This is a genomic window from Anaerotignum faecicola (assembly GCF_003865035.1).
In the GTDB taxonomy this organism is placed as follows: Bacteria; Bacillota; Clostridia; order Lachnospirales; family Anaerotignaceae; genus Anaerotignum_A; species Anaerotignum_A faecicola.
This window is the reverse complement of record NZ_BHVZ01000001.1, coordinates 769,556-783,550: the sequence shown is the minus strand read 5'-3', so window position 1 is coordinate 783,550 and position 13,995 is coordinate 769,556. Positions and strand designations below refer to the sequence as shown.

General features: G+C 49.8%; 13 protein-coding genes. All 13 read left to right on the top strand.

The genetic code is table 11. The annotated features are described in order from the left end of the window. Positions 1-191 precede the first annotated feature (191 nt). The 13 genes from glgB to ybeY all read left to right on the top strand — a co-directional run bounded on the left by glgB (position 192) and on the right by ybeY (position 13,934). Positions 192-2,516, top strand: a complete 2,325-nt coding sequence (gene glgB / locus EJE48_RS03760; RefSeq protein ID WP_124984309.1) for a 1,4-alpha-glucan branching protein GlgB — start codon at positions 192-194, stop codon at positions 2,514-2,516. A gap of 138 nt (positions 2,517-2,654) precedes the next feature. After that, positions 2,655-2,831 carry a 30S ribosomal protein S21 gene (gene rpsU / locus EJE48_RS03755; protein ID WP_016406744.1) on the top strand — a complete coding sequence of 59 codons (177 nt, stop codon included), beginning with the start codon at positions 2,655-2,657 and terminating at the stop codon, positions 2,829-2,831. Between the two features lie 164 nt (positions 2,832-2,995). Then, a complete protein-coding gene (locus EJE48_RS03750) occupies positions 2,996-3,445 on the top strand; it encodes a GatB/YqeY domain-containing protein (protein WP_016406743.1) in 450 nt (149 codons plus the stop codon). 64 nt (positions 3,446-3,509) lie between these two features. Beyond that, positions 3,510-4,484: an ABC transporter substrate-binding protein gene (locus EJE48_RS03745; protein ID WP_118580213.1), complete on the top strand. Its 975-nt coding sequence runs from the start codon at positions 3,510-3,512 to the stop codon at positions 4,482-4,484. A gap of 178 nt (positions 4,485-4,662) precedes the next feature. Beyond that, on the top strand, positions 4,663-5,649 hold the full coding sequence (locus tag EJE48_RS03740; RefSeq protein WP_118580210.1) for an ABC transporter substrate-binding protein: 987 nt from the start codon (positions 4,663-4,665) through the stop codon (positions 5,647-5,649). 101 nt (positions 5,650-5,750) lie between these two features. Next, entirely contained in the window at positions 5,751-6,659 is a 909-nt protein-coding gene (locus tag EJE48_RS03735) for an ABC transporter permease (RefSeq protein ID WP_118580207.1), read from the top strand. Continuing rightward, positions 6,652-7,446 carry an ABC transporter ATP-binding protein gene (locus tag EJE48_RS03730; RefSeq protein ID WP_016406739.1) on the top strand — a complete coding sequence of 265 codons (795 nt, stop codon included), beginning with the start codon at positions 6,652-6,654 and terminating at the stop codon, positions 7,444-7,446. Before EJE48_RS03735 ends, EJE48_RS03730 begins: the two co-directional genes overlap by 8 nt. Before the next feature lie 222 nt (positions 7,447-7,668). Beyond that, positions 7,669-8,649: an ABC transporter substrate-binding protein gene (locus tag EJE48_RS03725; RefSeq protein WP_118580204.1), complete on the top strand. Its 981-nt coding sequence runs from the start codon at positions 7,669-7,671 to the stop codon at positions 8,647-8,649. A gap of 173 nt (positions 8,650-8,822) precedes the next feature. Then, positions 8,823-9,086 carry a sporulation protein YqfC gene (yqfC, locus tag EJE48_RS03720; RefSeq protein WP_118580201.1) on the top strand — a complete coding sequence of 88 codons (264 nt, stop codon included), beginning with the start codon at positions 8,823-8,825 and terminating at the stop codon, positions 9,084-9,086. A gap of 30 nt (positions 9,087-9,116) precedes the next feature. After that, positions 9,117-10,352, top strand: a complete 1,236-nt coding sequence (locus EJE48_RS03715; RefSeq protein ID WP_160117313.1) for a sporulation protein YqfD — start codon at positions 9,117-9,119, stop codon at positions 10,350-10,352. Beyond that, positions 10,342-11,343 (top strand): PhoH family protein, encoded by a 1,002-nt coding sequence (locus tag EJE48_RS03710; protein WP_118580195.1) that lies wholly within the window; start codon positions 10,342-10,344, stop codon positions 11,341-11,343. The genes EJE48_RS03715 and EJE48_RS03710 overlap by 11 nt, the downstream gene beginning before the upstream one ends. Next, the gene (locus EJE48_RS03705) at positions 11,309-13,480 is read left to right on the top strand and encodes an HD family phosphohydrolase (protein ID WP_118580192.1); all 2,172 of its coding nucleotides are present in this window, start codon (positions 11,309-11,311) and stop codon (positions 13,478-13,480) included. Before EJE48_RS03710 ends, EJE48_RS03705 begins: the two co-directional genes overlap by 35 nt. Then, positions 13,464-13,934, top strand: a complete 471-nt coding sequence (ybeY, locus tag EJE48_RS03700; protein ID WP_016406733.1) for an rRNA maturation RNase YbeY — start codon at positions 13,464-13,466, stop codon at positions 13,932-13,934. The genes EJE48_RS03705 and ybeY overlap by 17 nt, the downstream gene beginning before the upstream one ends. The last annotated feature ends 61 nt before the right edge of the window (positions 13,935-13,995 follow it).

Sequence of the window (13,995 nt, the reverse complement as noted above, 5' to 3'; positions counted from 1 at the left end):
TAATTCCTACTGTTAGTATAGACCTTTTGCGTTCTGCTGACAAGTACCGTCTGAAAAACATCGATTTTCGTAAAAAACAAGAATGGTTTTGCCAAAATATGGCTCTGTTTCCATCTGGCAATACGTTGGAAATATGGTATAATAAATAAGATATATCAAGGAAACAAACACAAGCAAAAGGGAGGGAGACTATGCTCACAACCACAAAGCTTTATGATATTTTTCATATTGTCAACGGGGAACACAGTGATCCCCATACGGTGCTGGGGATGCACGAAATGGAGGAGGACGGCAGAAAAGCCGTTGTGGTGCGTGCCTTTTTGCCGAATGCGGCAGGCATTACCGTGATTGACTATGCAAATAAACGGAAAAAATACCCGATGGAGCGGCTGCATGCAGACGGCTTTTTTGAGGTGACGATTGCGGACAGGGAGGAATGGTTCCGCTATCAGCTGGAGTACACCGATGCGGACGGCAACACATGGCGCAGCTATGACCCCTATTCCTTCTCGCCGACCCTTTCTGAATTTGACCGACATCTTTTCGGCGCAGGGACGCATTATGAGATTTACGAAAAAATGGGCGGCAGGCTTATGACGCACGAGGGCGCAAGGGGGGCGGCATTTTCCGTCTGGGCACCCAATGCGAAGGCGGTCAGTGTAATCGGGGATTTCAACAACTGGGATGCGCGCAGAAGTCCCATGCGAAGGCTGGGCGAATCTGGCATCTGGGAGCTGTTTCTGCCTGCGGCGGCAGAGGGGGATAAATATAAATTCCATGTGACGCAGTGTGATGGCAGGGTGGTTGATAAAACAGACCCCTACGGTGTGTATGCAGAGGTGCGCCCGAACAATGCATCTGTGCTGTATCCTCTGAAACGCTATAAATGGAAGGATCGCCGTTGGATGACGGCACGAAGGAAATATGATTTCAGGACAGCCCCCATGAATATCTATGAGGTGCATCTGGGCAGCTGGAAGCGGGCAGAGGGTGATCGTTTTCTGACCTATACCGAATTGGCGGAGCAGCTGATTCCCTATGTGAAGGAAATGGGCTATACGCATATCGAGATGCTGCCTGTGGAGGAGCATCCCTTTGACGGCAGCTGGGGCTATCAGGTGACGGGCTATTATGCCCCGACGAGCCGCTACGGCAGCCCGGACGAATTTAAGCAGTTTGTGGATGCCTGCCATCAGAACGGCATTTCCGTCATTCTGGACTGGGTGCCTGCGCATTTCCCGAAGGATGATTTTGCACTGGCACGCTTTGACGGCACGGCACTTTATGAGCACCAAGACCCCCGTCTGGGGGAGCATATCCAGTGGGGGACGTATATTTTCAATTACGGCAGAAAAGAGGTTGCGAATTTCCTGCTTGCAAATGCGCTCTACTGGATGGATATTTTCCATATAGACGGGCTGCGCGTGGATGCGGTAGCATCTCTTTTGCGGCTGGATTTCTGCAAGGAGGAGGGGCAGTGGCTCCCCAATGTATACGGCGGCAGTGAAAACCTTGAGGCAATCGAATTTCTCAAGCACATGAATTCCGTCATTGCCGAGAGGGAGCCGGGCGCACTCATGATTGCGGAGGACAGCACCGCATGGCCCGGTGTGACGAAGAAGGTTGATGAGGGCGGTCTTGGGTTCAGCCTGAAATGGAACATGGGTTGGATGAATGATTTTCTCTCCTATATCAAGCTTGACCCTATTTATCGGAAATATCATCAGAATAAGCTGACCTTCGGCATGGCATATCATTATGCGGAGAATTTTGTGCTGGTGCTTTCGCATGATGAGGTGGTACATACAAAATCCTCAATGATTGGGAAAATGCCGGGGGATGTTTGGCAGAGCTTTGCGAATTTGCGCCTTTCCTATGGCTTCATGATGGGGCATCCGGGGAAAAAGCTGCTGTTTATGGGCGGTGAATTTGCGCAGTACAGCGAATGGAGCGAGGCACGCTCTTTGGATTGGCATCTGCTGCAATATGCAGACCATCAGGAAATGCAGGCGTATGTGAAGGAGCTGAATCATCTTTATGCAGAGGAGTCTGCCTTCTGGGCGGAGGATTTCGACCCGAACGGCTTCCAATGGATTGAATGTGACGATGCGGAAAGCTCGATTGTTTCCTTTGTGCGCCGCAGTCAGGAGAAGGAGCTGGTTTTCCTCTGCAATTTTACACCTGTGGTGCATCGTGGGTTTTCGCTCGGCGTGCCGCAGGAGGGTGTTTATCATGAACGGCTGAACAGCGATGCCGCGCGCTTCGGCGGCAGTGATGTCATCAACGCCGTACCGCTGCAAAGCAGGGCGGAGCCGGCAGGTCGCTGCCCGTTTCGGGTAGAGCTGGATGTGCCGCCTCTGGGGATGGTCATTCTGGAGCGGGAGCAGCCGAAGAAGCAGCCGCGGGCAAAAAAGCCTAAGACAAGGACGGCGGCAAATGGTACAAAAACAGATGCAAAACGGAAGCATCCCGAAAAAAATACGGAAAAAACCGCCAAACAGGCAGATTTGCCATGATTTTTCTTGAGAATTTCTCTTAGTTCTTATTGACGTTGCGCGAGTTTTTGTGTATAATTCTTAAATGTATGGTAAAAAAAGGCGTAAAAGCACCTTTCTTGCCATCAACGAATCTCGCACTGGGAGGGAGGGAAATTCATGTCAGAGGTAAAAGTTAAAGAAAATGAATCCTTGGACAGCGCACTGCGTCGTTTTAAAAGAACATGTGCCAGAGATGGTATCATGGGCGAAGTACGCAAAAGAGAGCATTATGACAAACCCAGCGTAAAACGCAAAAAGAAATCCGAAGCCGCTAGAAAACGTAAATTCAGATAATCGTATGAAAGCGTTTTCCGTGGCTGTCAACAAAATGACTGCTTGCAGGCATTTTTGAGCAGACACGAGAAAACCTGAGTGGATGAGTAAAACGAAGTTTTACGAATTGCTTTCATGGTTTGATAAATTTTACTAAGTTTTACGAAGCGAAAAGGGATGATTATATGTCATTAAAAGAGCAGCTTTTTGCAGATTTGAAAACTGCTATGAAAGAAAAGGATACCATCAAGAAGGATACGATTCAGCTGATTCGTTCCGGTGTCCTGCAGATCGAAAAGGATAACAAGGTTGAGCTGGATGATGAAGGTGTCATCGAGGTTATCTCCAAGCAGCTGAAAAGCAGAAGGGATTCCCTGCCCGACTATGAAAAAAGCGGCAGACAGGATCTGATCGAAAAACTCAATAAAGAGATCGAAGTTTTGTTAAGTTACCTTCCAGAGCAGTTAAGCGAGGATGAAATTCAGAAGATTGTTGAAGACGCCATCGCACAGACCGGAGCCTCTACCATTAAGGATATGGGCAAAGTCATGGGTATCGTGACAGCCAAGGCGAAAGGTCGCGCAGATATGAAAATTGTCGGCGGTCTTGTGAAAAAAATGCTCCAAGGCAAGTAATAATCGAAACCATAGGGTCACAGGCGATTGCCTGTGACCCTTTTACGTTGAAGGGGGAAAGGCTATGAAATTCAGAAAAATGATGGGCGTAACGGCGGCTTTTTTGTGCGCGGCACTGGCTTTATCCGGCTGCGGCAGCACAGGAGAAACGGCATACCGCATCGGCATTGTCCAGCAGGATGAACATTCCTCTCTGGATGCGGCAACGCAGGGCTTTGAGGACAAGCTGATGGAGCTGCTGGGAGAAGAAAATATCACCTTCGATTACCAGAACGCGCAGGGCGAACAGGCAAACAGCACCACCATTGCTACGAAATTTGTTTCCGATGGCTGCGATTTGATTCTGGCAAACGGCACAACGGCTTTGCAGTCTGCGGCAGCGGCAACGGCGGATATCCCTATCGTGGGTACATCCGTAACGGATTATATCGCGGCAGGTGCAGTGAATTCCAATGAAAAGCCCGGCACAAATGTCACAGGTGTTTCCGATTTGGGCGAAATCAAGGCACAGGTGGATGTGCTGCTTACATTCTGCAAGCCCGATACGAAGATTGCGGTGGTTTACTGCTCCGCAGAGCCCAACTCCATCTATCAGGCAGAGCGCGCGGAAAGATATCTGAAGCGGCTCAAACGGGACTGTGCCATCTACACCGTTGCGGATTCCAATGATGTGCAGGCGGTGCTGACAAAGGCGGTGCAGGAATGTGGCGCTATCTTCATCCCGACCGATAACACCATGGCGAACAGCATGGAAATCGTAAAAAATATCACGATTCCGGCAGGTGTACCTACCTTTGCAGGGGCGGAATATATGAGCCGCATCGGTGCGCTGGCTACGCTTTCCGTTCGTTATTATGACCTGGGGGTGAAGGCGGCGGAAATGGCGTATAATATTCTGGTAAACGGCACAAAGCCTGCCGAAATGCCAATCGCGTTTGTTTCCGACGGCGTGACACCGAAGTATAATGCGGAAATCGCAAGGGCTTTGGGCATCACTCCTCCTGCCGATATGGAAGCACTGGAGGAAACGATGGAATAACCTTCCCCTTCGCAGAGGATGAAAGTACCTGTATCGAAGAAACAGTTTTTTCGATACACTTAATCGAAAAATTCGATTTGCTGTTGACAATCAAAACAGGGATGCTATAATTCATTTTGCGATGAAATTATATGTCGAAATCAGACATGAAAAAAATCAAAGAGGGAGAGGGTAGATTATGAAAATGAAAAAAGTAACAGGCCTTCTGGCTATGACCGTAGCGGCAGTAATGGCAATGACAGGCTGCGGCGGCAATGATGCGGCAGATGAAAGCACAGGGAATAAGGTATATCACATCGGCATTATTCAGCAGATGGAGCACGGTTCTCTGGATCAGGCAACAAAGGGCTTTGAGGATAAGCTGACAGAGCTTCTGGGTGAGGATAATGTGGAATTTGACTACCAGAATGCACAGGGGGAGCAGGCAAACTGCACCACCATTTCCACGAAATTTGTTTCCGACGGCTGTGACCTGATTATGGCAAACGCAACCACAGCATTGCAGACAGCGGCGGCAGCAACCTCCGATATCCCCATCGTCGGTACCTCCGTTACAGATTATGTGACAGCAGGCGTGGTAGAATCCAATGAAGCACCCGGCAAAAATGTCACAGGCGTTTCCGATCTGGCTTCCGTCGAAAAGCAGATTGATGTGCTGATGCAGTTCTGTGATAAGGAAAGCACAAAGGTTGCAGTGGTTTACTGCTCCGCAGAGCCGAACTCTACCTATCAGGCAGAGCTGGCAAAGAAATATCTGGAGGAACAGAAGATTCCTTATGCAATCTACACCGCAGCAGATTCTAACGAAATTCAGGCGGTTGTGACAAAGGCAGTTGCAGACTGCAACGCAATGTATATCCCTACTGATAACACATTTGCAAACAACATGGAAATCGTAAAGAATATCGCAGTTCCCGCACGCGTGCCCACTGTTACAGGTGCGGAAGCAATGTGCGAGGTTGGCGCATTGGCAACACTGTCTATCAGCTACTATGATCTGGGCGCAAAGGCTGCCGAAATGGCGTATGATATTTTGGTGAACGGGAAGAAGCCTGCGGAAATGCCCATTGAATATCTGACAGATGGTCTGGTTCCCAAATATAATGTAGATATCGCAGAAGCATTGGGTGTTACAATCCCCGAAGGGATGGAGCCGGTTGCTTAAGCGAAAGACCTGCGGTTTGATTTGAATTGAATACAGGAATAAGCGAAGCATGTGCTTCGCTTATTCCTGTAAAAAAAGAAAGCATAGAAAGAGGTATATTTATGAATATTATGGCATTGCTCAATGCCCTTCCGGGCTCCATCGCCCAAGGGCTGATTTGGGGTGTTTTTGCCATCGGCGTTTACATCACCTTTAAGGTATTGGATTTTGCGGATATGACCGTAGACGGCAGCATTGCGACAGGCGGCTCCGTTGCAGTTATGATGATGCTTTCCGGGCATAACGTAGCGGTTGCTCTGGTAGTGGCTACGATTGTCGGTATGCTGGCAGGCATGGTAACAGGTATCTTCCATGTGGCTTTGGGTATCCCCGGTATTCTGGCAGGCATCCTGTCCCAGCTGGGTCTGTATTCTGTCAATATGCGTATTTTGGGTAAATCCAATCAGGCAATCAGCGTAGATAAATATAATCTGATTCTCAGCCTGAGAGATATCCATGGTGCAATCATTGTTTCCGCGATTTTCTGTATTGTAGTCATCGCGCTGATGTATGGCTTCTTCGGTACAGAAATGGGTCGTGCCTTCCGTGCAACGGGCAATAATGAAAAAATGGCGCGCGCACAGGGCATCAATACCAATACAATGAAGGTTCTGGGGCTTATGGTATCCAATGGTCTGGTTGCGCTTGCAGGCGGTCTGTATGCGCAGTATCAGGGCAATGCAGACGTAAACATGGGGCGTGGTGCCATCGTTATCGGTCTGGCATCCGTTATCATTGCGGGCGTTGTATTCAAGAGATTTGATTATAACTATGCACTGCGTATGCTTGGCGTTGTCGGCGGTGCAATCCTGTATTATATCGTTATCGCAGTGGTGCTGTGGCTTGGTCTGGAAACCACCGACCTGAAGCTGATCAGTGCTTTGATTGTAGCGGCATTCCTTGCTTTGCCCCACCTGAAGGGCAAATATGCTGCCAGCCATGTAAAGAGAGGAGGCGGCAAGAATGCTTGAGCTGAAAAATATTTATAAAACCTTCAATCCAGGTTCTATCAATGAAAAAAGAGCCTTAAACGGCATCAATCTGACGCTGGAGGATGGCGACTTTGTTACCATCATCGGCGGCAACGGTGCAGGGAAATCCACCATGCTGAATGCCATTGCGGGCGTTTGGCCTGTAGACAGCGGCTCTGTTATCATTGACGGCGAGGATATCACAAAGCTGCCCGAACACAAAAGAGCAAAATATCTGGGGCGCGTATTCCAGGATCCCATGAACGGGACAGCTGCCGATATGGAAATCGAAGAAAATCTGGCTGTGGCAAAACGCCGCGGACAGACCCGTACCCTCAGATGGGGGATTACAAAAAAAGAGAGAGAAGAATATGTTGAGCTGCTGAAGCCACTGGATCTGGGGCTGGAAACCCGTCTGCGCGCAAAGGTAGGTCTGCTTTCCGGCGGGCAGAGACAGGCACTGACCCTTCTGATGGCAACGCTGAAAAAGCCCAAGCTGCTCCTGCTCGATGAGCATACCGCGGCACTGGACCCTAAAACAGCGGCGAAGGTTCTGGAGCTTTCCGATAAGATTATTGCGGAGCATAACCTGACTGCGCTGATGGTAACGCATAACATGAAGGATGCCATTGTGCATGGCAACCGTCTGATTATGATGTGGGACGGCAAGATTATTCTGGACATCAAGGGAGAGGAAAAGAAAAACCTGACCGTTGATGACCTGCTGCATCAGTTCACCGTTGCCAGCGGCAAGGAATTTGCAAACGACCGTGCTTTGCTCGGCTGATTTGAAAACAGAAAAAACAAAAAGGACACTCTATAGGATGTGTCCTTTTTTTGTGCGCGGACGGCGGATACAGGTATACAAAATACTTGCAAAAAAGGGAGGATTATGCTTGACATTGAAGATTTGAGTGCTATAATGACTTTAACAGTGTGACGCGGATATGCGTGCATGTAATAAAGCAAAACCCGAAAGGGGAAACTGAGGAAAAAGGGAGAGATTCTTATGAAAAAATGGATGAAAATGACAGCCACAATGATGGCTGCAGCAATGGCATTGACAGCCTGCGGCGGCAATGATGCGGCAGACGATTCCGCTGATGCAGGCGAAACATATACAGTCGGCATCATTCAGCAGCTGGAGCACCCTGCATTGGATGCGGCAACAAAGGGCTTTGAGGATAAGCTGACAGAGCTTCTGGGCGATAAGGTAAAATTCGATTATCAGAACGCACAGGGCGAGCAGACAAACTGCACCACGATTGCAACAAAATTTGTTTCCAATGATGTTGATTTGATTATGGCAAACGCAACCACAGCTTTGCAGGCGGCAGCAGCGGCAACAGGGGATATTCCTATCGTTGGTACCTCCGTAACAGACTATAAAACAGCAGGCGTGGTTGATTCCAATGAAAAGCCCGGCAGAAATGTAACCGGTGTTTCCGATCTGGCACCCGTTGATCAGCAGATTCAGCTGCTCATGAAGCTGGTTCCCGATACAAAGAAGGTTGGCATCGTATACTGCTCTGCAGAACCCAACTCTGCATATCAGGCGAAGCTGGCAGAGGCTGAGCTGGATAAGGAAGGCATTGCATGGGCTGAATTTACAGCAGCAGATTCCAACGAGGTACAGTCTGTTGTAACAAAGGCAGTCGGCGAATGTGATGCACTGTATATCCCTACAGACAACACCATCGCAAATAACACAGAAATCGTAAAGAACGTAGCGGTTCCCGCAGGGATTCCTGTTGTAACCGGTGAAGAAGGCATGTGCAGCGGCTGTGGTCTGGCAACTCTGTCCATCAGCTACTATGATTTGGGCGTAAAGGCAGCGGAAATGGCTTATGAAATTCTGACAAACGGCGCAGATCCCGCACAGATGGCAATCGGCTATGTAACTGATGGCATTACAGAAAAATACAATGCTGACATCGCAGAAGCACTGAATATCACCATTCCCGAGGATATGGTAGCAATCGAAAACTAAAGAGCAGCAATCAAAAATGAAGCAGTTCCTCTCACATGAGAGTTCCTCTGAAAAAAATGAATGCGCACAGCGAAAAGGCGGAGCAAAGGCTCTGCCTTTTTGCATGCAGAAAAGCATGTAGAAAATTCTAGTTTATCCCCTGCTTGCATAAAGTGAATAAATGAGGTGATGGCATGGGATTTCGTAGGAATATGACAGAGGCACTGGAGCTGCCGAAGGAAATACTGCTGCATCTGCCGCTGATTTCCTTTATCGGACAGGAGGAGGTTACGATAGAAAATTATAAGGGGATTCTGGAATACAGCGAGGAGACGGTGCGCATCGGCACGGCGGCAGGGGTTCTGCGGCTGGAGGGGCAGAGGCTTTGCCTGAAGCAGCTTTCGGCGGAGTGCATGGTGGTGACGGGCAGAGTGGAAAAAATGGAATTTCTGCAATGAGCATCCGGGCAGGACATTGGGGGGAGGATTTTGTTCCTAGCGTTATGGTATTATTTATGTGGATATGTTAAAATAAGGGTGAAAGGCTTTTCGGCGGAACGCTTTATGAATATGGCGGCGTATCGCGGTGTCTATCTATGGGAGGTGGCGCGCGAAGGTGCCAGCATGACGATGAAAGCAGCAGGAAACAGCCTGGAGCTTTTGCAGGCGTGTGCCGAAAAAACGGGCTGTGCGCTGGAGGTGCTTTCCTATGGCGGTCTGCCCGTTTTTCTGGGGCGATTTGGCAGGCGGCAGGTCTGGACGGCAGGGCTTTTGTGCTTTGCGGCAGGGCTGTATCTTCTGTCCTCGTTTGTCTGGGTAATGCGGATTGAAGGGAATGAACGCCTTTCCAGAGAGGAGCTTCTCTCCGCCTGCAGGGAAATGGGACTATACCCCGGTGTCCGGAAACGGAGTGTGGATACACAGGCTGTCACCAATGGTCTTTTGGAGGACTTTGCGGACATTTCGTGGGTAAGCGTCGGGATTCACGGAACAGATGCGACCATCCGACTTGCGGAAACGATTGAAGGGGTCGAAATCATTGATAAGGAAACGCCCTGTGATATCGTTGCATCGACGGATGGCGTGATTTTGCAGATTACTGCGGAACGGGGAACCCCTCTGGTTGCCGCAGGGGATGTAGTGAAAAAGGGGGATGTGCTGATTTCCTCCGCGCTGACGATTGGCTTGGAGGGGGAGGAACAGCATACCGCATATACTGCGGCGGAAGGCACCGTAACGGCGCGCATCTGGCGGCGGCTGACTGAGGAGCTGCCCTTGCAGTATGAGGAAGCCGTCTATAGCGGCGAGGAAAGGAAAAACCACAGCCTTCTCTTTTCGGGAAGGGAATTGGATATCCTTCACCCCGACAGTGATGTGCAGTGGGAGAGGGAGCTGCTTTCCGAGAAAACCCTCGGTCTGGGGGATAGGAAACTGCCCCTCACATGGCGGATGGAGTGCTGGCGGGCATACGAAACGGTGCAGAAAACGCGCACCGTGGCGGAAGCAAAAACGCTTCTGGAAGAAAAATTAAGAAAAAATGCAGAGAATTTATTGTCTTCTTACGGTACAATAGAGGATATACAAATCAGATATGAGGTTTACGCCAACAGTGTCCGCGCAGATGCGGAAGTTACCATGGCGGAAAGAATAGAGGAGAAAAGGCAGAACATAGAAACAGAAAATCAGAACGAAGAAAAGGAGCAGGAAAACGCGAATGAGCTTTGAAAGAACCATACAGATGGAAAACCATATCATTCTGCCTGTATTCGGGCAGTTTGATGCAAATATCAAGAAAATCGAGAAGGCGTGCGGCGTGAGCATTGTCAATCGTGGGGATGATGTAAAGATTTCGGGCGAGGAAAAGGATGTCCATAAGGCTTGGAATATCCTCCATTCTCTTGTTGCTCTGGTGAAAAAAGGCGAGGAAATTACGGAGCAGAATCTGGAATATTTCATTTCCTCCGCAGAGGAAACCGACCTGCGTGAGCTGGAAAAAATGTATGATGATTTAATCTGCATTACCGTAAACGGCAGACCGCTGAAGCCCAAAACACTGGGGCAGAAAAAATATGTTGATTTAATTAAGAATAATACGATTGTGTTCGGCATTGGTCCTGCCGGTACAGGGAAAACCTATCTGGCAATGGCAATGGCGATTACTGCCTTTAAAAATAACGAGGTGAACCGCATTATCCTGACCCGTCCTGCCATTGAAGCGGGGGAAAAGCTGGGCTTTCTGCCCGGAGATTTGCAGCAGAAGGTAGACCCCTATCTGCGTCCCCTGTATGATGCGCTGTATGAAATCATGGGCGCGGAAAATTTCATGAAAAACATGGAAAAGGGTCTGATTGAGGTTGCCCCTCTGGCATATATGCGTGGACGCACGTTGGATAATGCGTTTATCGTTCTGGATGAAGCGCAGAATACGACACCTGAGCAGATGAAAATGTTTCTGACCCGTATCGGGTATGGCTCGAAGGCGGTTATTACGGGAGATGTGACGCAGATTGACCTGACGGAGGGCAAGCGCAGCGGCTTGATGGAGGCAACAAGGATTCTCTCCGGTATCGAGGGCATCGGGCAGATTACCCTGACGAATAAGGACGTTGTGCGTCATCCTCTGGTGCAGAAAATCATTCTGGCATACGAAAAGTTTGAAAACAGGAAACGAGGCGAGCAGGATGGCAAGAAGGAAAGACGAATCCCTCATAAATAACAGAAAGCAGAAAAAGGCGCGCAAGGTGATGTTTGCGGTTGCCTTTCTGCTGACGCTTCTCTGCATCGGCACAGGCTCCTATGTGCAGCAGCTGGATACTGTGCAGGTCGGCTCTGTGGCGGAAAAACGCTATGTTGCCGAAGCGGATGCGGTGGATGAGGTTGCGACCAATAAGCTCAAGGACGCGGCGGCGGACAGCGTTGCCCCTATTTATAAGCAGGATGCTGCGGTGGAGGAGGGAAGCAATGCCGAGGTGAAGGAGCTGTTTCAGGATTTGGAACAGATTCTTGCCAATTTGAAGCAGGGCGAAAGCTTTGTCGAGAAGGCGCAGGAGGCCCCCTGGAAGCTGCCGGTTGTGCTTTCCGAACGGGAGCTTAAGGCGTATCAGGCATTGGGGAAATCTAACCGCACCCTTTTTCAGGAGGATTGCCTGGTCACGATGAACAATCTCTATACCGAGGGCATTACCGCCGATGCGCTGGAGGAAGGCAGGCAGAAGGCAAACGAAGCCTTTGCGGCAACGGCATGGAATAAAGGCTTAAAGGAAATGGCAGGGGCGATTTTCGATGCGGCGATTACACCGAACCTTTTGCCCGATGAAGCGGCAATCGAAGCCGCGAGAGAGGAAAAGCGCGCAGAGGTTGCGGATGTGATGATCCGCAAAAACCAGAAAATTGTAGATGAGGGCGAAATCATCACGCAGGAGATTTATGATAGATTGGTGAGCCTGCATCTGGTCGGCGGTGCCGATTATAAAAGCAGTGTGCTGCCGCTTTTGGGGAGCTTTCTGCTGGTTGTGCTGCTGTTTGTTGCGCTGTATCTCTTCTTCGTATGGGGCAGAGGGCAGTTTGAGCTGAAGCCCAATGAAGCGAAAATGCTCTTTACGATTTATGTGATTATGATACTGCTGCTGCGGCTGATGGGCGGCGCGGCTTATTTTACGCTGATTCCACTTGGGCTGTTTGCCATGCTGACAAGCATTCTGGTGGGGCGGCGCGTAGCATTGGTGATGAATACGCTGTTCTGCATCATTGGCTGCTTCATCTTCAATGGGGATGTGCAGTTTCTGATGTATTCCCTTCTGGTCGGCACCTTAGGTGCATTGCTCATCCAGAAAACGGAAAAGCGTCAGCGGATGGTCTGGGTGGCTGTGGCGATGGCGGCGGTCAGCTTTGCGGCAATGTTTGGGGTAGGGCTGTTTTTTGAAAGCGGCTATTCCGCAGGACTTTTGTTAAAGTGCCTGTTTGCGGCGGTGATGGGACTGGTTTCCGTTGTGATTGCGGTGGGCAGCCTGCCCTTCTGGGAGGCAACCTTTGAGGCGAACACGCCCCTGCGCCTGCTGGAGCTGACAAACCCGAATAATGAGCTGCTTCGTCGGCTGATGATTGAAGCGCCGGGAACGTATCATCATAGCCTGATTGTGGCAAATCTGGCAGAGACGGCGGCGTATGAAATCGGCGCAAATACTGCTCTGGCAAGAGCAGGTGCATATTATCACGATATCGGCAAGCTGAAAAATCCGCAGATGTTTTCGGAAAATCAGGCGGGCTATAATCCCCATGATGACCTTGCACCCGAAACGAGTGCGAAAATCATTACACAGCACCCGAAGGACGGTGTGGAAATGGGGAGGGTACACGGTCTGCCGAATGTCATTCTGGATGTCATTCGGGAGCATCATGGGACAAGCCTTGTGAAGTTTTTCTATTTTAAGGCGCTCAAGCTTTATGGTGCGGATAACGTGAATGAAGCGGATTACCGCTATCAGGGTGTGATTCCGAGCACGAGAGAATCTGCGGTTGTCATGCTTGCGGATACGGTAGAAGCGGCGGTGCGCTCCATGCTTGGCAGCGGAAAAACACTGGCAGAAGCGGAAAGTGTTATTAAAACGCTCATCAAGGACAAGCTGGATGACGGACAGCTGAACAACAGCGGCTTAGGGATTCATGAGCTGGAAATCATCCGCAGAGCATTTTTGAAGGTATTCCAGGGGATGTATCACGAGAGAGTGGCGTATCCCAAGCAGGAAGAAATCAATGCAGCGGCGAAGAAGGGCGCAGAGGAAAGCAAGGCGGAAGAAAAGAAAGAAAAAAGAGAAGAAAAAAGAGAGGAAGAAAGCAGTGAACTTACTGATTGACAACAGAACGGACGAGCCATTGACGGCGGAGTTGGAGGATGCCATCCGCAGGGCGGCGGCAGAGGCTCTGCGATACGAAGAATTTGACGAGGACTGCGAAATCAGCGTTTCCATTGTGGATAACGAGGAAATCCGTGAGATTAACCGCCAGTTCAGAAGCATTGACAGAGCAACGGATGTACTCAGCTTTCCCATGCTGACGTTTGCGGAGGGGGAAGAAGCAGAGGTCAACGAGAATGACGAAATCGTTCTGGGGGATATTATTATTTCTCTGGAGCGTGCGAAGGAGCAGGCGGAGGAATACGGACATTCTCTGAAACGGGAGATTGCGTTTCTGACGGCGCACAGCATGCTGCATCTTTTAGGCTACGACCACATGGAGCCGGAGGAGGAAGCGGAGATGTTCCGCCGCCAGAAGGAGATTTTATTACAGGCAGGCTTTCCGAGGAAGTAAAAGTGCTTGAAGCCGCCCTTGCATAGAAAAAACTTTTCAGAACAGAGACGCAGGCTAAACA

Excerpts from the sequence above, each read along its gene's own strand:
- glgB (WP_124984309.1), top strand. The coding sequence starts at position 192 with ATGCTCACAACCACAAAGCTTTATGATATTTTTCATATTGTCAACGGG.
- rpsU (WP_016406744.1), top strand. The coding sequence starts at position 2,655 with ATGTCAGAGGTAAAAGTTAAAGAAAATGAATCCTTGGACAGCGCACTG.
- EJE48_RS03750 (WP_016406743.1), top strand. The coding sequence starts at position 2,996 with ATGTCATTAAAAGAGCAGCTTTTTGCAGATTTGAAAACTGCTATGAAA.
- EJE48_RS03745 (WP_118580213.1), top strand. The coding sequence starts at position 3,510 with ATGAAATTCAGAAAAATGATGGGCGTAACGGCGGCTTTTTTGTGCGCG.
- EJE48_RS03740 (WP_118580210.1), top strand. The coding sequence starts at position 4,663 with ATGAAAATGAAAAAAGTAACAGGCCTTCTGGCTATGACCGTAGCGGCA.
- EJE48_RS03735 (WP_118580207.1), top strand. The coding sequence starts at position 5,751 with ATGAATATTATGGCATTGCTCAATGCCCTTCCGGGCTCCATCGCCCAA.
- EJE48_RS03730 (WP_016406739.1), top strand. The coding sequence starts at position 6,652 with ATGCTTGAGCTGAAAAATATTTATAAAACCTTCAATCCAGGTTCTATC.
- EJE48_RS03725 (WP_118580204.1), top strand. The coding sequence starts at position 7,669 with ATGAAAAAATGGATGAAAATGACAGCCACAATGATGGCTGCAGCAATG.
- yqfC (WP_118580201.1), top strand. The coding sequence starts at position 8,823 with ATGGGATTTCGTAGGAATATGACAGAGGCACTGGAGCTGCCGAAGGAA.
- EJE48_RS03710 (WP_118580195.1), top strand. The coding sequence starts at position 10,342 with ATGAGCTTTGAAAGAACCATACAGATGGAAAACCATATCATTCTGCCT.
- EJE48_RS03705 (WP_118580192.1), top strand. The coding sequence starts at position 11,309 with ATGGCAAGAAGGAAAGACGAATCCCTCATAAATAACAGAAAGCAGAAA.